23 protein-coding genes are annotated in these 17,617 nt (G+C 57.2%); 16 read left to right on the forward strand and 7 right to left on the reverse strand.

Annotation, left to right across the window (positions count from 1 at the left end; genetic code table 11):
• Positions 1-179 precede the first annotated feature (179 nt).
• Positions 180-536, forward strand: a complete 357-nt coding sequence (locus GV819_RS27520; RefSeq protein WP_161759242.1) for an SPOR domain-containing protein — start codon at positions 180-182, stop codon at positions 534-536.
• Positions 537-587: 51 nt separating this feature from the next.
• Here GV819_RS27520 and GV819_RS27525 read toward each other — a convergent pair whose 3' ends face one another.
• The 3 genes from GV819_RS27525 to GV819_RS27535 all read right to left on the reverse strand — a co-directional run bounded on the left by GV819_RS27525 (position 588) and on the right by GV819_RS27535 (position 2,844).
• Positions 588-1,277, reverse strand: a complete 690-nt coding sequence (locus GV819_RS27525; RefSeq protein ID WP_161759193.1) for an endonuclease — start codon at positions 1,275-1,277, stop codon at positions 588-590.
• A 4-nt stretch (positions 1,278-1,281) separates the two neighbouring features.
• The gene (locus tag GV819_RS27530) at positions 1,282-1,551 is read right to left on the reverse strand and encodes a DUF1654 domain-containing protein (protein WP_161759194.1); all 270 of its coding nucleotides are present in this window, start codon (positions 1,549-1,551) and stop codon (positions 1,282-1,284) included.
• A gap of 204 nt (positions 1,552-1,755) precedes the next feature.
• Positions 1,756-2,844, reverse strand: a complete 1,089-nt coding sequence (locus tag GV819_RS27535; protein WP_161759195.1) for an asparaginase — start codon at positions 2,842-2,844, stop codon at positions 1,756-1,758.
• 339 nt (positions 2,845-3,183) lie between these two features.
• Between GV819_RS27535 and GV819_RS27540 the strand changes: the two genes are divergently transcribed.
• The 8 genes from GV819_RS27540 (at position 3,184) to GV819_RS27575 (ending at position 10,897) form a co-directional block, all read left to right on the forward strand.
• The gene (locus GV819_RS27540) at positions 3,184-3,636 is read left to right on the forward strand and encodes a hypothetical protein (RefSeq protein ID WP_161759196.1); all 453 of its coding nucleotides are present in this window, start codon (positions 3,184-3,186) and stop codon (positions 3,634-3,636) included.
• A 282-nt stretch (positions 3,637-3,918) separates the two neighbouring features.
• Positions 3,919-4,875: a sugar ABC transporter substrate-binding protein gene (locus GV819_RS27545; protein WP_161759197.1), complete on the forward strand. Its 957-nt coding sequence runs from the start codon at positions 3,919-3,921 to the stop codon at positions 4,873-4,875.
• Positions 4,876-4,932: 57 nt separating this feature from the next.
• Positions 4,933-6,486, forward strand: coding sequence for a sugar ABC transporter ATP-binding protein (locus GV819_RS27550; protein ID WP_161759198.1), 1,554 nt, complete (start codon positions 4,933-4,935; stop codon positions 6,484-6,486).
• Entirely contained in the window at positions 6,483-7,460 is a 978-nt protein-coding gene (locus GV819_RS27555; RefSeq protein ID WP_161759199.1) for an ABC transporter permease, read from the forward strand. The genes GV819_RS27550 and GV819_RS27555 overlap by 4 nt, the downstream gene beginning before the upstream one ends.
• Before the next feature lie 3 nt (positions 7,461-7,463).
• Complete coding sequence (locus GV819_RS27560) at positions 7,464-8,483, forward strand: LacI family DNA-binding transcriptional regulator (protein WP_161759200.1); 1,020 nt, start codon at positions 7,464-7,466, stop codon at positions 8,481-8,483.
• A 24-nt stretch (positions 8,484-8,507) separates the two neighbouring features.
• Complete coding sequence (gene rbsK, locus GV819_RS27565; protein WP_161759201.1) at positions 8,508-9,425, forward strand: ribokinase; 918 nt, start codon at positions 8,508-8,510, stop codon at positions 9,423-9,425.
• On the forward strand, positions 9,422-9,826 hold the full coding sequence (gene rbsD, locus GV819_RS27570; protein WP_161759202.1) for a D-ribose pyranase: 405 nt from the start codon (positions 9,422-9,424) through the stop codon (positions 9,824-9,826). The genes rbsK and rbsD overlap by 4 nt, the downstream gene beginning before the upstream one ends.
• Before the next feature lie 42 nt (positions 9,827-9,868).
• Positions 9,869-10,897: a nucleoside hydrolase gene (locus GV819_RS27575; RefSeq protein ID WP_161759203.1), complete on the forward strand. Its 1,029-nt coding sequence runs from the start codon at positions 9,869-9,871 to the stop codon at positions 10,895-10,897.
• Between the two features lie 33 nt (positions 10,898-10,930).
• Here the strand turns inward: GV819_RS27575 and GV819_RS27580 are convergent, their stop codons facing one another.
• Positions 10,931-11,143, reverse strand: coding sequence for a hypothetical protein (locus GV819_RS27580; RefSeq protein WP_161759204.1), 213 nt, complete (start codon positions 11,141-11,143; stop codon positions 10,931-10,933).
• Between the two features lie 164 nt (positions 11,144-11,307).
• Between GV819_RS27580 and GV819_RS27585 the strand changes: the two genes are divergently transcribed.
• Both GV819_RS27585 and GV819_RS27590 read left to right on the forward strand, forming a co-directional pair.
• Positions 11,308-11,613, forward strand: coding sequence for a hypothetical protein (locus GV819_RS27585; protein WP_161759205.1), 306 nt, complete (start codon positions 11,308-11,310; stop codon positions 11,611-11,613).
• Positions 11,614-11,775: 162 nt separating this feature from the next.
• Complete coding sequence (locus GV819_RS27590; protein WP_161759206.1) at positions 11,776-12,087, forward strand: I78 family peptidase inhibitor; 312 nt, start codon at positions 11,776-11,778, stop codon at positions 12,085-12,087.
• Between the two features lie 69 nt (positions 12,088-12,156).
• On the opposite strand, the gene GV819_RS27595 is transcribed toward GV819_RS27590, so the two are convergent.
• The 3 genes from GV819_RS27595 to GV819_RS27605 form a co-directional block, all read right to left on the reverse strand.
• Positions 12,157-12,369, reverse strand: a complete 213-nt coding sequence (locus tag GV819_RS27595; protein ID WP_003179963.1) for a cold-shock protein — start codon at positions 12,367-12,369, stop codon at positions 12,157-12,159.
• 293 nt (positions 12,370-12,662) lie between these two features.
• Positions 12,663-12,962, reverse strand: a complete 300-nt coding sequence (locus GV819_RS27600; RefSeq protein ID WP_161759207.1) for a hypothetical protein — start codon at positions 12,960-12,962, stop codon at positions 12,663-12,665.
• Between the two features lie 240 nt (positions 12,963-13,202).
• Positions 13,203-13,352, reverse strand: coding sequence for a hypothetical protein (locus GV819_RS27605; RefSeq protein ID WP_161759208.1), 150 nt, complete (start codon positions 13,350-13,352; stop codon positions 13,203-13,205).
• Between GV819_RS27605 and thrS the strand changes: the two genes are divergently transcribed.
• The 5 genes from thrS to pheS all read left to right on the forward strand — a co-directional run bounded on the left by thrS (position 13,351) and on the right by pheS (position 17,591).
• Positions 13,351-15,273 (forward strand): threonine--tRNA ligase, encoded by a 1,923-nt coding sequence (gene thrS, locus GV819_RS27610; RefSeq protein ID WP_161759209.1) that lies wholly within the window; start codon positions 13,351-13,353, stop codon positions 15,271-15,273. The genes GV819_RS27605 and thrS overlap by 2 nt on opposite strands.
• Complete coding sequence (gene infC, locus GV819_RS27615) at positions 15,273-15,824, forward strand: translation initiation factor IF-3 (RefSeq protein WP_368668950.1); 552 nt, start codon at positions 15,273-15,275, stop codon at positions 15,822-15,824. The genes thrS and infC overlap by 1 nt, the downstream gene beginning before the upstream one ends.
• 60 nt (positions 15,825-15,884) lie before the next feature.
• Positions 15,885-16,079 (forward strand): 50S ribosomal protein L35, encoded by a 195-nt coding sequence (gene rpmI, locus GV819_RS27620; RefSeq protein ID WP_002553160.1) that lies wholly within the window; start codon positions 15,885-15,887, stop codon positions 16,077-16,079.
• 29 nt (positions 16,080-16,108) lie between these two features.
• Positions 16,109-16,465: a 50S ribosomal protein L20 gene (rplT, locus tag GV819_RS27625; protein ID WP_007905879.1), complete on the forward strand. Its 357-nt coding sequence runs from the start codon at positions 16,109-16,111 to the stop codon at positions 16,463-16,465.
• A 109-nt stretch (positions 16,466-16,574) separates the two neighbouring features.
• A complete protein-coding gene (gene pheS, locus GV819_RS27630) occupies positions 16,575-17,591 on the forward strand; it encodes a phenylalanine--tRNA ligase subunit alpha (protein WP_161759211.1) in 1,017 nt (338 codons plus the stop codon).
• Positions 17,592-17,617: the final 26 nt, after the last annotated feature.

Raw genomic sequence — 17,617 nt, forward strand, 5'->3', positions numbered from 1 at the left:
TGAGTGGGTGCCTCTTTCTGACGCGCAGACGATCTATTAATTCCCAAGGCGCAACTATACAGAGGCAATAAATATCATTCTTCCTGTTTCGTCCTGATTTTGTTGCGCGGTCTCTCGGATCTAGAGTGTTAAAATCGCCGCCTCAGACTTTCGAGGGGTAGGTTGTGCGCACAGTAGCGATGATGATGGCGGTGTTGGCATTGGCCGGTTGTGGCGAAGGCAAGCGTGTCGAAGCGAGCAAGAACGCTTCAGCGGCAGCACAGGTTCAACCGGCCGAGGTCTCGACAGCGCCGCAGTGGGACGTGCTGGTGGGCAGCGAACTACCCTTGGCAGTGAGTGACCTGACTGGGTGGCTGATCGAGCACGGGATTATTTCCAGTGTCGACACGGTGGATGGCAAGCGGCGGGTCCTGGTTGGCCCATTCTCCTCCCAGGCCGAAGCTGAGGCGAAGAGGGCCGAGGTGGCCGAGAAACTCGTCAAGGCTAAAAAGCGCGATATCAACGCGACGGTCATCGAGCATCGAGTCGCGCAGTAAGGCTGTTTTTGCAATGCCGAGTCTTGCCCGTGCCCGGCGGGCGATTCCGGGTCAGCCGCAGGCCTTGAGGTTGACCGTGCCGACGAATGGATTACCGCGGCCCATTACACAGGCCACGCTCTGATTGCGCTGGCGCTCCCAATCCTGCACCGGGTAGGTCTTGTTCCAGGCTTCGAATAGTTGTCGATCCTGCTTCGACAGGTTCAGGCCGTATTGCTTGCTCATGTAGAAGTAGGTGCGCGCGATCATCCCGCGAATCGAAGGGCGGGGCATGACCTTCTTGGCCTTGAAGTCCACCTGAGTCAGGCACGAGCCATATTGGCCCGATTGCTCCGGTAGCCAGCCGAAACTGAAATTGCTGCGATCGCCATTCACTTCGCCGATGCTCGGCACCAGGTTGTGCAGATCGGCCTCGGCGCGCTGATAGACCGAATCGGTGCGTGTGCAATTCTTGCGGCCGCCTTGTTGCCAGCACTGGCGCTGATGGCCGATCTGCCAGGCCGGCACTATGTGTTCCCACTCGATGCGCTCTGCGCGCTTGGCGTTCTTGCGTGGAACATAGCCGCAGGCTGCGAGGTTCACCCGGTTGCCGTTGTACTTGCAGCCGCAATAGAACTCGGTGGATTGAGGGGCATAGAGCTTCCAGGCGACCTTTTTGGCTTCACTGAAGGTGCGGGGGGCGTCGGCTTGGGCGGTGCAGGCAAGCAAAAGCAATAAGATGGCAAAACAACGAACACTCATCAGTTCAATCTTCCTTCGGCACAACCCAGAAAATCTGCACGCCGCCGTCATCGCGATAGGCGAGGGTGACGTTGTCGTTTTCGGCGATCTCCTCCAGCAGGCGCTCCCACTCATCCTGCGGCTCGTCGGCGAGGCGGAAGATCAAGGCCGCCTTGGCTTTCTGGGCGGTGGGGGAGTTGATGATTTTCTGGATGCGTACACCCAGGCGTTCGTAGGAGCTGAGGGGCGTTTGGGGGGTGGCCACGGAACAATCCTTAATAAGCTGTACGTGCATACAGTATTTAACTGTAGGGCATTTCGCAACTGCTTAAAATTCAAGAAGTTCCTCTGACAACGCTTTATGCATTTTTCTCGAGGGGGAAGTAATTTTTTATCGCGGGAGGGTGCAGCGAAACCATCGGCGGTGACGCTGGAACCACCCGCCCGAGGGGCGAGTGGTTTGAAGCGTGCTCGACCGGGGCCGGTCGAGCAGGAGCAATCAATATTCCCAGAACATGCGCTGCAGTTCTTTGCTGTCCTGTGTCTTGGTCAGGGCGACCATGGCCAGGATGCGGGCTTTCTGCGGGTTCAGGTCGTGAGCCACGACCCAGTCGTACTTGTCGTCAGGCTGTTCGGCGTTGCGCAGGACAAAACCGCCGGCATTGACGTGGGAGGAGCGAATGATCTGCACGCCGTTCTTGCGCAGTTCCTGCAGGGCCGGCACTACGCGGGAAGACACCGAACCGTTGCCGGTACCGGCGTGGATGATGGCTTTGGCACCGGCTTGAGCCAGGGCTTTGTAAGCAGTGTCATTGACGTTGCCATAACCGTAGGCAATTTCTACGTCGGGCAGGCTCTTGATGTTCTTGATGTCGAATTCCGAGTCCATGGTGTGACGCTTGGCAGGCAGGCGGAACCAGTAGGATTTGCCTTCTACCACCATGCCCAGCGGGCCCCATGGGCTCTTGAACGCTTCTGTCTTGATGTTGATCATCTTGCTGACATCGCGACCGGACTGGATTTCGTCGTTCATGGTTACCAGCACACCCTTGCCGCGTGCGCTCTTGCTGCCGGCCACGGCGACGGCGTTGTACAGGTTGAGCATGCCGTCAGCCGACATCGCAGTGCCTGGACGCATGGAGCCGACAACCACGATTGGCTTGTCAGTTTTTTCCACCAGGTTGAGGAAGTAGGCGGTTTCTTCCAGGGTGTCGGTGCCGTGGGTGATGACAATGCCATCGACGTCTTTGCTGTCGGCCAGTTCGGCGACACGACGGCCCAGTTGCAGCAGGTTTTCGTTGGTGATGCTTTCCGAAGCGATCTGCATGACCTGCTCGCCACGCACGTTGGCCAGTTGGCTCAACTCGGGGATGCCAGCGATCAGTTGTTCGATGCCGACCTTGGCGGCTTGATAAGTGGCGCTGTTGGCAGCGCTGGCACCGGCACCGGCGATGGTGCCGCCAGTCGCGAGAACCACGACGTTGGCGAGTTTCTGTTGGGTTTCAGCTTCTTTGGCTTGCAGCGCTGCTGGCAGAAGCAGGAGGAGGGCCAAAGCGCCCGGAGCGAAGGTTTTGAAGGCAGATTTCATTATTTTCTCTCTAGTAGTGAGACAGTGCTGATGCAGGTTCATCTAGAAACACCCTGGCTGCAGATCTGTATGCGGCGGGGCGGTGAGGGTTGAGCAGGATTTGTACCAGCGCTACCTTGGTCTGATAAGTATTTTAAGTTACTGATTTATATCAATTTTATTTCTGTTTTTGGCTTTAAATAACAAATGTTCGTCCGGATTTCCGAACGTTTTCATCTGTAGGCGTTCGGCAATCCGAAAATGCTTGTCGGCGGTGCAACGGAAGGCTTCACGGTCATCGATTAAAGAATGTCTTGAAGCGGTCGATGACACGACAGGATCTTTTTTTCGGGAGTTCACATGTCTCTGTCAGTCGGATTTCCTGGCGCAGGAGCGATTCTGATCAATGGCAAGTCGCCGGCGATCATTGATGCATTGAGTAACGCCGCTGCTGAGGAGGCGTCCACGGCGCTGGGCACCGATGAGTCGGGCGCCCTCCGGGCTGGTTCCGGCAAGCAGGCCGAAACGTCCGAAGCCGCAGGCTCGGGTGGAGATAATCAGAGTATCGTCGTCAAGATGCTGCTCAAGCGCATGCAAGAGTTGCAGGAGCTGCTCAAGCAGCAGCAAGAGCAACTGGCTGCCGCCCAGGCCGCCGACTATCCGACCCCTGAAGCCAAGCAGACCGTGGTCATGGGGCTTCAAGGGCAGATCTCAGGAACCACCGGGGCCCTGGCAGAGGTATCGGGCAATCTGGTTCGTGAGCTGGCCAAGGAATCCTCCTCCTCGGGTGGCCTGGTAAACACCACCGCATGACCCTCAGAGCCTGTTCGACGCTACGGTGCGGACAGGTTCCTTCTCTCCTGCGGCGGGGTTTTTCCCCCTGTCTGTCTTCTTTTTCCAGACTCTGATCGGCGTTGACAAACTCTGGCGAGGTTCGCATAGTTCGTTTTACGCAAACGTTTGCGCGGCCTTCGGATAACGACAATCGTCTATCTTCCCAAGGTGCGGCACCGGCCTCTCATCCATGCTGATGACGACCTGCTCACCCTGCCGTGTGAACGCTGCTCACAATAATCATAAGATCGGAGTGAATTCATGAAGCTGCCCTTCGCTGGACGTTTACTCGCTGTCGCCGTTCTGGCCGCAGCATCCGCTGCGCTTCCTCTCTCTTCGGCATTGGCCGACACCCCGCAGAAACCCAAGGTTGCTCTGGTCATGAAATCCCTGGCCAACGAGTTCTTCCTGACCATGGAAGATGGCGCCAAGGCTTATCAGAAAGACCATTCCGCTGATTTCGACCTGGTGTCCAATGGCATCAAGGATGAAACCGATACTGCCAACCAGATCCGTATTGTCGAGCAGATGATCGTTTCCAAGGTCAATGCCCTGGTGATTGCGCCTGCCGACTCCAAGGCCATGGTGCCAGTGATCAAGAAGGCGGTGGATGCCGGGATCACGGTGATCAATATCGATAACCAACTCGATCCCGGTGTGCTGAAAAGCAAGAACATCAGCGTGCCTTTCGTGGGGCCGGACAACCGCAAGGGCGCGCGCCTGGTGGGTGAGTACCTGGCCAAGCAACTGAAGGCCGGCGACGAAGTGGGGATCATCGAAGGGGTCTCCACCACCACTAACGCACAGCAGCGCACCGCGGGCTTCAAGGACGCAATGGACGCCGCGCAGATCAAGGTGGTTTCGCTGCAATCCGGTGACTGGGAAATCGACGCTGGCAACCGGGTGGCCTCGGCCATGCTCAGCGAGTACCCGAACCTCAAGGCGCTGCTGGCGGGTAACGACAGCATGGCGGTAGGCGCGGTCTCTGCAGTACGTGCGGCCGGCAAGGCCGGCAAGGTCCAGGTAGTGGGCTACGACAACATCAATGCCATCAAGCCGATGCTCAAGGATGGCCGGGTCCTGGCCACCGCCGATCAGTTTGCCGCCAAGCAGGCGGTATTCGGTATCGAGACTGCGCTGAAGATCCTCAAGGGCGAGAAGGTCGACAGTGGCGTCAATGGCGTGATCGAAACTCCGGTTGAGCTGGTCACCCAGTAGTCATTCCGGCAGCACAACGGCGCTCGCCCGGCCGGGCGAGCGTATGGAGAGTTTCTTATGTCAGTTTCCGCTGCGAACGCTGTCCTCTCGGTCAGCGGTATCGGCAAGACCTATGTGCAGCCGGTATTGACCGGCATCGACCTGACGCTGATGCGCGGTGAGGTGCTGGCGTTGACCGGGGAGAACGGCGCAGGCAAGAGCACCTTGTCGAAGATCATCGGCGGCCTGGTCACTCCCACTACTGGCCACATGCAGTTCAACGGCCAGGATTATCGCCCCGGCAGTCGGACCCAGGCCGAGGAGGCGGGCATTCGCATGGTCATGCAGGAGTTGAACCTGCTGCCAACCCTGTCGGTGGCCGAGAACCTGTTCCTCGATAACCTGCCCAGCAACGGTGGCTGGATCAGCCGCAAGCAGCTGCGCAAAGCGGCGATCGAGGCCATGGCCCAGGTCGGTCTGGAAGCCATCGACCCCGACACCCTGGTAGGCGAGCTGGGCATTGGTCACCAGCAGATGGTGGAGATCGCCCGCAACCTGATTGGTGATTGCCATGTGCTGATTCTTGATGAGCCGACCGCCATGCTCACGTCCCGTGAGGTGGAGATGCTCTTCGAACAGATCACTCGCCTGCAGGCCCGAGGCGTGTCGATCATCTATATCTCCCATCGCCTGGAAGAGCTGGCCCGGGTGGCTCAGCGTATTGCCGTGTTGCGTGATGGTTGCCTGGTCTGTGTCGAGCCAATGGCCAACTACAACAGTGAACAACTGGTGAACCTGATGGTCGGCCGCGAGCTGGGCGAACACATCGACCTGGGCGAACGCAAGATTGGTGTGCCGGCGTTGACGGTGAGCAATCTCAGTCGTTCGGACAAGGTCCGCGATGTGTCCTTCCAGGTGCGCAGTGGCGAGATCTTCGGTATTTCCGGTTTGATCGGGGCAGGGCGTACCGAGCTGCTGCGCCTGATCTTCGGTGCCGATGCCGCCGACAGCGGCAGCATTGCCCTGGGCACACCACCCCGTCCGGTGAGCATTCGCTCTCCCGTCGACGCGGTGGCCAATGGCATTGCCCTGATCACCGAAGATCGCAAGGGCGAGGGGCTACTGTTGACCCAGTCCATCAGCGCCAATATCGCCCTGGGCAACATGCCGGCGATCTCCAGCAGTGGCTTGGTCAAGCCTCAGGAGGAGGTACAACTGGCCCAGCGACAGATCGATGCCATGCGCATCCGCAGTTCCAGCCCGGCGCAGCTGGTGTCGGAGTTGTCTGGCGGCAACCAGCAGAAAGTAGTGATTGGTCGCTGGCTGGAGCGCGAGTGTTCGGTACTGCTGTTCGACGAACCCACTCGTGGTATCGATGTCGGCGCCAAGTTCGATATCTATGGCCTGCTGGGCGAGTTGACCCGTCAGGGCAAGGCTCTGGTGGTGGTGTCCAGCGACCTGCGGGAGTTGATGCTGATCTGTGATCGCATCGGTGTGCTTTCGGCCGGGCGCTTGATCGATACTTTCGAGCGCGACAGCTGGAGCCAGGACGAATTGCTTGCCGCCGCGTTTGCCGGCTATCAAAAACCAGATGCGTTGCTCAATGAAGCGGCGCCTAGGAATGCATCATGAAAACTGCATCTGCACAGGGTAAGCGCGGCGGCCAGTACTACGGCCTTGGCACGTATCTGGGGCTGGCCGGAGCGCTGTTGGGGATGATCATTCTGTTCTCCCTGCTCAGCAGCCACTTTCTGTCCTATGACACCTTCAGCACTCTGGCCAACCAGATTCCCGACCTGATGGTGCTGGCGGTGGGCATGACCTTCGTCTTGATTATCGGCGGCATCGATCTGTCCGTGGGTTCGGTGCTGGCCCTGGCCGCCTCGACCGTCAGCGTGGCGATCCTTGGCTGGGGCTGGAGCGTGGTGCCTGCGGCGTTGTTGGGCATGGCCTGTGCGGCGCTGGCCGGAACCGTGACCGGCTCGATCACCGTGGCCTGGCGCATTCCGTCATTCATTGTGTCCCTGGGTGTGCTGGAGATGGCCAGGGGCGTCGCCTACCAGATGACTGGCTCGCGCACGGCTTATATCGGCGATGCTTTCGCCTGGTTGTCGAATCCAATTGCCTTTGGCATTTCGCCGTCGTTTATCATTGCCCTGCTGATTATCTTTCTGGCCCAGGCGGTGCTGACTCGCACTGTGTTCGGCCGCTATCTGATCGGCATTGGTACCAACGAAGAGGCGGTGCGTCTGGCGGGGATCAACCCCAGGCCCTACAAGATCCTGGTGTTCAGTCTGATGGGATTGTTGGCGGGCATTGCTGCACTGTTTCAAATTTCTCGCCTGGAAGCGGCAGACCCGAATGCGGGCTCCGGTCTGGAGTTGCAGGTCATCGCCGCGGTGGTGATTGGCGGCACCAGCCTGATGGGCGGACGTGGCTCGGTGATCAGTACCTTCTTCGGCGTCTTGATTATTTCCGTGCTGGCTGCAGGTCTGGCGCAAATCGGTGCATCAGAGCCGACCAAGCGCATCATCACCGGTGCAGTCATCGTGATTGCCGTGGTGCTGGACACCTATCGCAGCCAGCGCGCCAATCGGCGGGTTTGATTCATGGCAACAATCAAGGATGTGGCGGCGCTGGCAGGGATTTCCTATACCACCGTGTCCCATGTGCTGAATAAGACGCGCCCCGTCAGCGAAGAGGTTCGGGTCAAGGTTGAGGCCGCGATCAAGCACCTGGACTATGTGCCCAGTGCGGTGGCGCGTTCGCTGAAGGCCAAGACCACGGCGACCATCGGCCTGCTGGTGCCAAACAGCCTCAACCCTTACTTTGCCGAGTTGGCTCGGGGAATCGAGGATTACTGCGAACGCAACGGTTACTGCGTGATTCTCTGCAACTCCGATGACAACCCGCAGAAGCAGCGCAACTATCTGCGAGTGCTGCTGGAGAAGCGTATCGATGGGTTGATCGTCACCTCGGCCGGTGGCGACACTAGCTTGGCCCAGGGTCTGGCTGGCGTGCGCACGCCGATGGTGATTGTCGACCGCGGTCTGGAAGGGGTGGATGCCGATCTGGTGCGTATCGATCACCAGTACGGCGCTTATCTGGCGACTCGGCACTTGCTGGAGCTGGGGCATCGGGACATCGCCTGCATCGGTGGGCCGGCCAATACCAGCGTGGCGCAGATGCGTCTGGCAGGGTTTCGCCAGGCCTTGCAAGAGGCCGGTGTTGAAGTGTCTGGAGGGCGCGTCCTGGAAAGTGATTTCAGCAGCACGGGTGGTTATCGCGCGGCGGCGCAGTTGCTCGACAGCCATCCGCCGAGCGCGATTTTTGCGGCTAACGACATGATGGGCATCGGCGTGTTGCGAGCGGCTGCGGAGCGCAATATCCGCGTGCCCAGCGAGCTGTCAGTGATCGGTTTCGACGACATCCTCATGAGCCGTTATGTCTACCCGGCGCTGACCACGGTCGGCCAGTCGATCCTGCAGTTGGGGGAGACCGCGGCAGAGTTGTTGTTGCGGCGCATTGCCAGCCGGGATCTGCCGATCGATCAGCGCATCGTTACGCCGAATATTGTCTTGCGTGAATCAACTGCGCCGTTCAGTGGCGCATTTGCCGAATACCGTTGAACCCAATTGATCGAGTGTCGATGTATGCCAGCAAAAGTAGCGGTAGTGGGCAGTCTCAACATGGACCTGGTGACCCGGGCCGAGCGCCTGCCCCGAGAGGGTGAGACGCTGATTGGCAAGTCCTTTGCCACGGTGTCCGGTGGCAAGGGTGCCAACCAGGCGGTGGCTGCGGCCCGACTGGGGGCGCAGGTGTCGATGGTTGGTTGTGTCGGTGATGACGCCTATGGCGAGCAATTGCGCCATGCGTTGCTCGCCGAGCGAATCGATTGCCAGGCTGTGAGTAGGGTCGAGGGTTCCAGTGGTGTGGCCCTGATTGTGGTGGACGACAGCAGTCAGAATGCGATTGTCATCGTCGCTGGCGGCAATGGTCTGCTCAGTCCTGAGAAAGTCGCTGGTTTCGATACGGTGTTGCAGGAGGCCAAGGTGATCATCTGTCAGCTCGAAGTGCCTCTGGCGACGGTGGGCTACACCCTCAAGCGCGGGCGTGAGCTGGGCAAGACGGTGATTCTCAACCCCGCACCGGCCAGCGGTCCACTGCCGAGCGAGTGGTATGGAGCGATCGATTACCTGATTCCCAATGAGAGCGAGGCATCCGCCCTTAGCGGTGTGACGGTGGACTCCCTGGAAGCTGCCGAGGCCGCGGCCACTCGCTTGATCGCCGCCGGTGCTGGCAAGGTCATTGTTACCTTGGGCGCCCAGGGTTCACTGTTTGCCAATGGTCACAGTTTCGAGCATTTTCCGGCGCCCAAGGTCAAGGCGATCGACACCACGGCGGCGGGGGACACCTTCGTTGGTGGTTTTGCTGCGGCCCTGGCTGTCGGCAAGAGCGAGGCCGAGGCGATCCGTTTTGGGCAGATTGCCGCAGCGCTGTCGGTGACTCGCGCCGGGGCCCAGCCTTCCATTCCCACGCTGTCCGACGTTCAGGCGTTTGTCCCTTCATGAAAAAAACACCGTTGCTCAATATTGCCTTGTCCCGCTTGGTTGCATCCCTGGGCCATGGCGACATCGTGGTGATCGGCGATGCCGGCCTGCCGGTGCCGCCAGGTGTCGAGTTGATCGACTTGGCGCTGACTCATGGTGTTCCTGATTTTCTCGGTACGCTCAAGGTGCTGCTCAGCGAAATGCAGGTGGAGCGTCATGTGCTGGCCGAGGAAATTCTGCTCAAGCGGCCAACGCCGCTGCCGGCGCTCGAGGCGTTGACCGTCGGCGGTCAGCTGGGGCAGCGGCAGCTCTTGAGCCACGAGGATTTCAAGGTGCTCAGTCGACAGGCTCGTGCAGTGATTCGCACGGGGGAGTGCCAACCGTATTGCAATATCGCCCTGATTGCCGGGGTGACCTTCTAGGCCGCTATCCGGCTTTTTCCTACTTTGCACAAGGAGTGCGCCATGCGCCGCTATGCTCAGCTATTTCAACACTGGACCCGGAGTCTGCTGCTCTTGTCTCTTCTCACTGCTACTGGCGCTCATGGGGCGGAAAAAATTGATCTGATCATCGATACCGATCCAGGGGCTGATGATGTCGTGGCCCTGCTGTTTGCCTTGGCGTCTCCCGAGGAGTTGCACGTTCGGGCGCTAACCACCGTGGCGGGCAACGTGCGTCTGGACAAAACTTCGCGCAACGCTCGTCTGGCGCGTGAATGGGCCGGACGCGAGGAGGTGCCGGTCTACGCTGGGGCGCCCAAACCGTTGCTGCGTACGCCGATTTACGCGGAGAATATCCACGGTAAGGAGGGTATCTCCGGTGTCACCGTGCATGAACCCAAGGCGCCCCTGGCCAAGGGCAATGCAGTCAATTACCTGATCGATACGCTGCGTGCGGCCAAGCCCCACAGCATCACCATCGCCATGCTCGGCCCGCAGACCAACCTCGCGTTGGCGCTGGTCCAGGCGCCGGACATCACTCAAGGCATCAAGGAAGTGGTGGTCATGGGCGGGGCGCATTTCAATGGTGGCAACATTACGCCGGTGGCGGAATTCAACTTGTTCGCCGACCCTCAGGCCGCGGAAGTGGTGCTCAACAGTGGTGTCAAGCTGACTTACCTGCCGTTGGACGTCACTCATAAAGTACTGACCAGTGACGCGCGCCTGCAGAAAATTGCGGCGTTGAACAACAACGCCAGTAAGGTTGTAGGCGATATTCTCAATGAGTACGTAAAAGGCGACATGGAGCACTACGGCATTCCCGGTGGCCCGGTGCATGACGCTACCGTTATTGCTTACCTGCTCAAGCCTGAGCTGTTCAGCGGGCGTCAGGCCAACATGGTCATCGATAGTCGTGAAGGTCCGACCTTTGGTCAGACTATCGTGGATTGGTATGACGGCCTGAAACAGAAGAAGAATGTGTTTTGGGTCGAGAGCGGTGACGCTCAGGGCTTCTTCGATTTGCTCACCGAGCGCCTGGCTCGCCTCAAGTAAGCATCGCCCCCGCAGGTACCGGCCTGCGGGGTTCTACTCCCGTTCCAGATCCTGTACACCCTGGTGGTCGACAGGATACTTCTCGAATACCTGTTCAATGAATGCTCGGGCGGACTGGGTTCCCAGCTCCTTGACCAGCAGGTCTATGCCAATGATCGCCAACTCCTCCGGGCTCCCCGGACTATAGGAGCATTGGCCCTGGGGCCATTTGGCTTTGATGTCGGCGTCGATACTCACGGTGGCCATGAAAGTCTCACGAATTCGGATGGGGCGGTCGCCGGGACGGGCCCGGGCGGATACTTGTAGCGCCGCAGAGTTAACCATGTTGCTGGGCATTTGGCACTCCGACTTAGGCATCAGGCAGGGGGCTATGCGACACTGCTGTTTTTTCTGTGCTCAAGGAAGCTCGTGTGCAAATCGATTTGAACCAGCCTGACGCCCTGACCTTGGACGCGGTGCGCCAGCTTCTGGCATCAGCCAGCGACAATGTGCACACCCAGTTGCGTGTGACCAGAACCGGGATTGCCTATATCTCTTCGGGAGTAGTCGGCGGTGTCGAGATTGAAGGGTTGTTGTTTCGCCTGGAGACCTGGGCTGCGGGATCCGGTTATGTTGGGTTGGTGGCGGCCAGCGATGAGGTCTGGGTCATGCAGATTTTCAATGCGCTCAAGCAGAACTGGCCAAAGCCGGCGTTCGACTACATCGATATCTATTGAGTGCTGTTCATATTCAGTGACGATTGTCCTGTGAAAGTGTTGCGATGGCTGAGGCAGACTTGTCCGCTGCCCGATCAATAGGGCAAATGGCCATTTTGTTTTGAAACCAAAACCCAAATCAGCTGTCGCACGATCTCTGCTTATTTTTGAAAAGGAGGCTTCATGCCTTGGAAGCTCGCTTCATTCGGAACGTTGTTGGCCGCCATTGTACTCAGTGGATGCAGCACCGCCGGGTCGACAAAGGAGCCTGTGGCTGCTGAGCCCTTGCACACTCGCTGTGAAGCAACAGGCGCTGAGTTTGCCGTCGGCAAGAAGGCCTCTCCCGAGTTGCTTGAACAGGCCCGTACTCGTGCTGGAGCGCAGTATGCAAGGTTCCTCAAGCCTAATGACATGATCACCCTGGAATACCGCTCCGATCGCCTGAACCTCAATACTGACGCCGGCCTGGTGGTGACTCGGGTCAACTGTGGCTGAGGGTTGAAGCTTTTTGTTGCCCACAAAAAACCCCGTCACATGGACGGGGTTTTTTAAGCTCGCTGAGATTTACTCAGGGCGAACTTGTGCAGCTTGCATACCCTTTTGGCCTTTCTCAGCCACGAAGGAAACGGTTTGGCCTTCTTTCAGGCTTTTGAAACCGTCGCTTTCAATAGCTTTGAAGTGTACGAACAGGTCGTCACCGCCACCTTGAGGAGTGATGAAGCCGAAGCCTTTTTCATCGTTGAACCATTTTACGGTGCCGGTTTGGCGATTAGACATGGTGTATCTCCAAGAAACATATATTTTCAGTAGTGCTGTGCTGCTCAGGCCAACTGGGCACACCGAGCTATCATAGTCGAAATGTTCGGCTTGGGAGCCCCCTGTGGGCACTGTTTGCCCGATGTATCCATGTTTTTTACTGTCTTGAACGGCTGAAGGCCCCGGTTTAAAGGGCTTTCACGGAAAATATACGGTGATAAAAAAACCCGTAAAAGCTGCGTAAATTGTGAAAAAAGCCGCATTTTAAGCTCGCTTGTCACGCGTTGGCGCAGTCTGTTTCGAGTATGGGTGGGTTATTTGACCACTCGGCAAGCAGCGATGGCGTCCAGCGCTCTGGTTCTCAGGTCGGCGCTAGGCTGCTTGGTTTTGCTCATCAGCTCCTTGATTTCCTCAGTGGTGAATTTTTCATTCAGCTTGTCGGCACCACAGGCGCAATGTTTTTCGGCGCTTTTAACGTCGACGCTCTGGCTCGCCGCTGCGGTGCAGTCTTTCATGTAGTCGGCGCGTGCACCGGCGGGCCAGGCAGCTTGTGCGCTCAAAGGCAGCAACAAGGCAAGCGGGGCGCTAAGGGCAAGCAATTTGATAAGGCGCATGAGTCGAATTCTCCTGAGGTCGATAACAAGGGCGACGATTCTCGGGGTATTTGAGGCCAGACGTACATCCCAAGTTCATTTTCTTAAATAAAAGACCAGAAAGCGCATATGGGGAAACGCGTCGCGCGGTGATTACGATTTTTCTGTGCTAGCATGCCCGGCTTGGGTGTTTTCAAGCTTTGGGTCTTTTTATTTCCCTTGCCGTTTATGCCTCATTAATTTTTTTGATTTGAACCCCAGTCACTCTGGTTCGGTTTCCTGGTTGGCCGCAAGGCTCTTGCCACTGTGAGGCAGGCGTTCGATGTTGAACGGCTGGACTGAATCGCGTACTGGCTCATCCCAACCCACGTGACCTTTGGTAGGGGTCACCACTAGGAGAGGAGGCGCCATGCCAACTATTACTCTTCCCGACGGCAGTCAACGTTCATTTGATCATCCGGTTTCCGTAGCCGAGGTCGCCGCGTCCATTGGCGCAGGTCTGGCCAAGGCCACTCTGGCCGGTAAGGTCAACGGCAAGCTGGTCGACGCTTGCGATGTGATCGACAGCGACGCGACCCTGCAAATCATCACGCCAAAGGACGAAGAGGGGCTGGAGATCATTCGCCACTCTTGTGCTCACTTGGTGGGGCATGCAGTCAAGCAGTTGTATCCAACCGCCAAGATGGTCATTGGTCCGGTTATCGATGACGGCTTCTATTACGACATCGCCTACGAGCGTCCTTTCACTCCCGAGGACATGGCGGCTATCGAGCAGCGCATGCAGCAGCTGATCGAGAAAGATTACGACGTGGTCAAGAAAGTCACTCCGCGTGCAGACGTGATCGAAGTGTTCAAGGCGCGTGGCGAAGACTACAAATTGCGCCTGGTTGAGGACATGCCGAACGAGCAGGCAATGGGTCTCTACTATCACGAAGAATATGTCGACATGTGTCGCGGTCCGCACGTGCCGAACACGCGTTTCCTGAAATCGTTCAAGTTGACCAAGCTGTCTGGTGCCTACTGGCGCGGTGACGCAAAGAACGAGCAGTTGCAGCGGGTTTACGGTACTGCCTGGGCGGATAAGAAGCAGTTGGCGGCTTATATCCAGCGTATCGAAGAAGCTGAAAAGCGCGACCATCGCAAAATCGGCAAGCGTCTGGGCCTGTTTCATACCCAGGAAGAAGCGCCTGGCATGGTCTTCTGGCACCCGAATGGCTGGACTCTGTACCAGGTTCTTGAGCAGTACATGCGCAAGGTGCAGCGTGACAACGGTTATCTGGAGATCAAGACTCCGCAAGTGGTCGATCGCAGTCTCTGGGAGAAATCCGGGCACTGGGCCAACTACTCCGAGAATATGTTCACCACTGAGTCCGAAAGCCGCGACTACGCGATCAAGCCGATGAACTGCCCTTGCCATGTGCAGGTGTTCAATCAGGGCTTGAAAAGCTACCGCGAGCTGCCGATGCGCCTGGCCGAATTCGGTGCTTGCCACCGTAACGAGCCTTCTGGCGCGCTGCACGGCATCATGCGTGTGCGTGGTTTTACTCAAGATGACGCCCATATCTTCTGTACTGAAGACCAAATGCAGGCCGAATCTGCCGCTTTCATCAAGCTGACCATGGATGTCTATGCCGATTTTGGCTTTAAAGACATCGAGATGAAGCTTTCCACTCGTCCTGAAAAGCGCGTGGGCTCAGATGAATTGTGGGACCGGGCGGAAAATGCTCTGGCGGCTGCGCTGGACAGTGCAGGTCTGCCCTATGATCTGCAGCCAGGTGAAGGCGCGTTCTACGGTCCGAAGATCGAGTTCTCGCTCAAAGACTGTCTGGGTCGTGTGTGGCAGTGCGGTACTTTGCAGCTGGACTTCAACCTGCCAATCCGTTTGGGGGCTGAGTACGTTTCCGAAGACAACAGCCGAAAGCATCCGGTCATGTTGCACCGTGCAATTCTTGGATCCTTCGAGCGTTTTGTCGGAATTCTGATTGAGCATTATGAAGGGGCTTTCCCTGCATGGTTGGCTCCGACTCAGGCTGTGGTGATGAATATCACTGATAAACAGGCTGATTTTGCCCTTGAAGTGGAAAAAACACTCAATCAAAGCGGATTTCGTGCCAAGTCCGACTTGAGAAATGAAAAGATCGGCTTTAAAATCCGCGAGCATACTTTGCTCAAGGTTCCCTATCTCTTGGTTATCGGAGATCGGGAGGTCGAGATGCAGACTGTCGCTGTGCGTACCCGTGAAGGTGAAGACCTGGGCTCGATGCCTATCGCCCAATTCTCGGAGTTCCTCGCACAAGCGGTTTCCCGGCGTGGTCGCCAAGATTCGGAGTAATTATTATTAAGCGTGATATGAGACAAGATAAACGAGCTGCACCGAAAGCCCCGATCAACGAGAATATCTCGGCACGCGAGGTTCGGTTAATTGGCGCTGAAGGTGAACAGCTTGGGATTGTGTCAATTGAAGACGCGCTTCTTAAGGCTGAAGAGGCCAAGCTAGATCTGGTGGAGATTTCCGCCGATGCAGTGCCCCCTGTTTGCAAGCTGATGGACTACGGCAAATCGATCTTCGAAAAGAAGAAGCAGGTTGCCGCGGCGAAGAAAAACCAGAAGCAGATTCAGGTTAAAGAAATCAAGTTTCGTCCAGGGACGGAGGAAGGGGATTACCAGGTAAAACTGCGCAACCTGGTACGTTTCCTGAGTGATGGGGACAGGGCCAAGGTATCCTTGCGATTCCGCGGCCGTGAGATGGCCCACCAGGAGCTGGGGATGGAACTCCTCAAGCGGGTTGAAGCTGACCTGCAAGAGTACGGTTCGGTCGAACAGCATCCTAAGATGGAAGGACGCCAGCTGATCATGGTCATCGCCCCGAAAAAGAAGAAGTAATCAACAGGGCACGGCAGGCCTTCTGATTATGTTTATCAACTGAATGCGGAGTATCCGAACATGCCAAAGATGAAAACCAAAAGTGGTGCTGCTAAGCGGTTTCTGAAAACTGCTAACGGTATCAAGCACAAGCACGCTTTCAAGAGCCACATCCTGACCAAAATGTCGACCAAGCGTAAGCGTCAACTGCGCGGTAGCAGCTTGCTGCATCCGTCTGACGTGGCAAAAGTCGAGCGCATGCTGCGCCTTCGTTAATTTTTGGATCAAGAAAGAGGAAGTAACTCATGGCTCGTGTAAAGCGTGGCGTCATTGCCCGTAAGCGTCACAAAAAAATTCTGAAACTTGCTAAAGGCTACTACGGCGCTCGCTCGCGCGTATTCCGTGTTGCCAAGCAAGCGGTAATCAAGGCAGGCCAATACGCCTACCGTGACCGTCGTCAGAAAAAACGTCAGTTCCGCGCTCTGTGGATCGCTCGTATCAACGCTGGTGCTCGTATTAACGGTCTGTCCTACAGCCGTTTCATCGCCGGCCTGAAAAAAGCGTCCATCGAGATCGACCGTAAGGTTCTGGCTGATCTGGCAGTGAACGAAAAAGCGGCGTTTGCTGCGATTGTCGAGAAAGCTAAAGCCACCTTGGCTTAAGTACCCCCGACAGTCACCTGGCGTCACCTTTGTGGCTCCAGGTGTTAAACGTCATAAATAGGGGAAGAGCCTTCAAGCTCTTCCCCTATTTTGTATCTGGAGTCTGTACATGGAAAACCTGGATGCGCTGGTTTCTCAAGCACTTGAGGCCGTGCAACACGCTGAAGACATCAATGCCCTGGAGCAGATCCGGGTTCACTTCCTTGGCAAGAAGGGCGAGCTGACTCAGGTGATGAAGACCCTGGGCAACCTGCCAGCCGAAGAACGTCCGCAAGTCGGTGCGTTGATCAACGTTGCCAAGGAGCGCGTGACAGAGGTTCTCAATGCACGCAAAGCGGCTTTCGAGGAGGCGGAACTTAGCGCCAAACTCGCAGCCGAGTGCATTGACGTGACCCTGCCGGGCCGTGGCCAGACCTCCGGTGGTCTGCACCCGATTACGCGGACCCTGGAACGTATCGAGCAGTTCTTCACCCATATTGGCTACGGTATCGCCGAAGGCCCAGAGGTCGAAGACGATTATCACAACTTTGAAGCGCTCAACATCCCAGGCCATCACCCGGCCCGTTCGATGCATGACACCTTCTATTTCAATGCGAACATGCTGTTGCGCACCCATACCTCTCCGGTACAGGTCCGCACCATGGAATCGCAGCAGCCGCCGATTCGCATTGTCTGCCCAGGCCGTGTGTACCGTAGCGACTCGGATATCACCCATTCGCCAATGTTCCATCAGGTGGAAGGCTTGCTGGTCGATCGCGATATCAATTTCGCCGACCTTAAAGGCACTATCGAAGAGTTTCTACGGGTGTTCTTTGAAAAAGAGCTGGCCGTACGTTTCCGTCCTTCGTACTTCCCGTTCACCGAACCCTCCGCCGAAGTCGATATGGAGTGCGTGATGTGTAGCGGTAAAGGCTGCCGTGTCTGCAAACAAACCGGCTGGCTGGAAGTCATGGGTTGCGGCATGGTTCATCCGAATGTGCTGCGTATGTCCGGGATTGATCCGGAAGAGTTCCAGGGCTTTGCCTTCGGCATGGGCGTCGAGCGTCTGGCCATGCTGCGTTACGGTGTCAATGACTTGCGCCTGTTCTTCGATAACGACTTGCGGTTTCTTGCGCAATTTCGCTAGTCGCGCGTCCGTAACGAATCTATTAG

Origin of the sequence: Pseudomonas sp. Fl5BN2, assembly GCF_009908205.1 — a bacterium.
GTDB lineage: Bacteria > Pseudomonadota > Gammaproteobacteria > Pseudomonadales > Pseudomonadaceae > Aquipseudomonas.

Coding starts and splice junctions, on each gene's coding strand:
- GV819_RS27550 (WP_161759198.1), top strand. CDS start 4,933: ATGTCAGTTTCCGCTGCGAACGCTGTCCTCTCGGTCAGCGGTATCGGC.
- GV819_RS27595 (WP_003179963.1), bottom strand. CDS start 12,369: ATGTCTAATCGCCAAACCGGCACCGTAAAATGGTTCAACGATGAAAAA.
- GV819_RS27540 (WP_161759196.1), top strand. CDS start 3,184: ATGTCTCTGTCAGTCGGATTTCCTGGCGCAGGAGCGATTCTGATCAAT.
- GV819_RS27560 (WP_161759200.1), top strand. CDS start 7,464: ATGGCAACAATCAAGGATGTGGCGGCGCTGGCAGGGATTTCCTATACC.
- GV819_RS27605 (WP_161759208.1), bottom strand. CDS start 13,352: ATGGCGCCTCCTCTCCTAGTGGTGACCCCTACCAAAGGTCACGTGGGT.
- GV819_RS27530 (WP_161759194.1), bottom strand. CDS start 1,551: ATGCACGTACAGCTTATTAAGGATTGTTCCGTGGCCACCCCCCAAACG.
- GV819_RS27520 (WP_161759242.1), top strand. CDS start 180: ATGATGATGGCGGTGTTGGCATTGGCCGGTTGTGGCGAAGGCAAGCGT.
- thrS (WP_161759209.1), top strand. CDS start 13,351: ATGCCAACTATTACTCTTCCCGACGGCAGTCAACGTTCATTTGATCAT.
- rbsK (WP_161759201.1), top strand. CDS start 8,508: ATGCCAGCAAAAGTAGCGGTAGTGGGCAGTCTCAACATGGACCTGGTG.
- GV819_RS27580 (WP_161759204.1), bottom strand. CDS start 11,143: ATGGCCACCGTGAGTATCGACGCCGACATCAAAGCCAAATGGCCCCAG.
- GV819_RS27555 (WP_161759199.1), top strand. CDS start 6,483: ATGAAAACTGCATCTGCACAGGGTAAGCGCGGCGGCCAGTACTACGGC.
- GV819_RS27575 (WP_161759203.1), top strand. CDS start 9,869: ATGCGCCGCTATGCTCAGCTATTTCAACACTGGACCCGGAGTCTGCTG.
- GV819_RS27545 (WP_161759197.1), top strand. CDS start 3,919: ATGAAGCTGCCCTTCGCTGGACGTTTACTCGCTGTCGCCGTTCTGGCC.
- GV819_RS27590 (WP_161759206.1), top strand. CDS start 11,776: ATGCCTTGGAAGCTCGCTTCATTCGGAACGTTGTTGGCCGCCATTGTA.
- rplT (WP_007905879.1), top strand. CDS start 16,109: ATGGCTCGTGTAAAGCGTGGCGTCATTGCCCGTAAGCGTCACAAAAAA.
- GV819_RS27525 (WP_161759193.1), bottom strand. CDS start 1,277: ATGAGTGTTCGTTGTTTTGCCATCTTATTGCTTTTGCTTGCCTGCACC.
- rbsD (WP_161759202.1), top strand. CDS start 9,422: ATGAAAAAAACACCGTTGCTCAATATTGCCTTGTCCCGCTTGGTTGCA.
- pheS (WP_161759211.1), top strand. CDS start 16,575: ATGGAAAACCTGGATGCGCTGGTTTCTCAAGCACTTGAGGCCGTGCAA.
- GV819_RS27535 (WP_161759195.1), bottom strand. CDS start 2,844: ATGAAATCTGCCTTCAAAACCTTCGCTCCGGGCGCTTTGGCCCTCCTC.
- rpmI (WP_002553160.1), top strand. CDS start 15,885: ATGCCAAAGATGAAAACCAAAAGTGGTGCTGCTAAGCGGTTTCTGAAA.
- GV819_RS27600 (WP_161759207.1), bottom strand. CDS start 12,962: ATGCGCCTTATCAAATTGCTTGCCCTTAGCGCCCCGCTTGCCTTGTTG.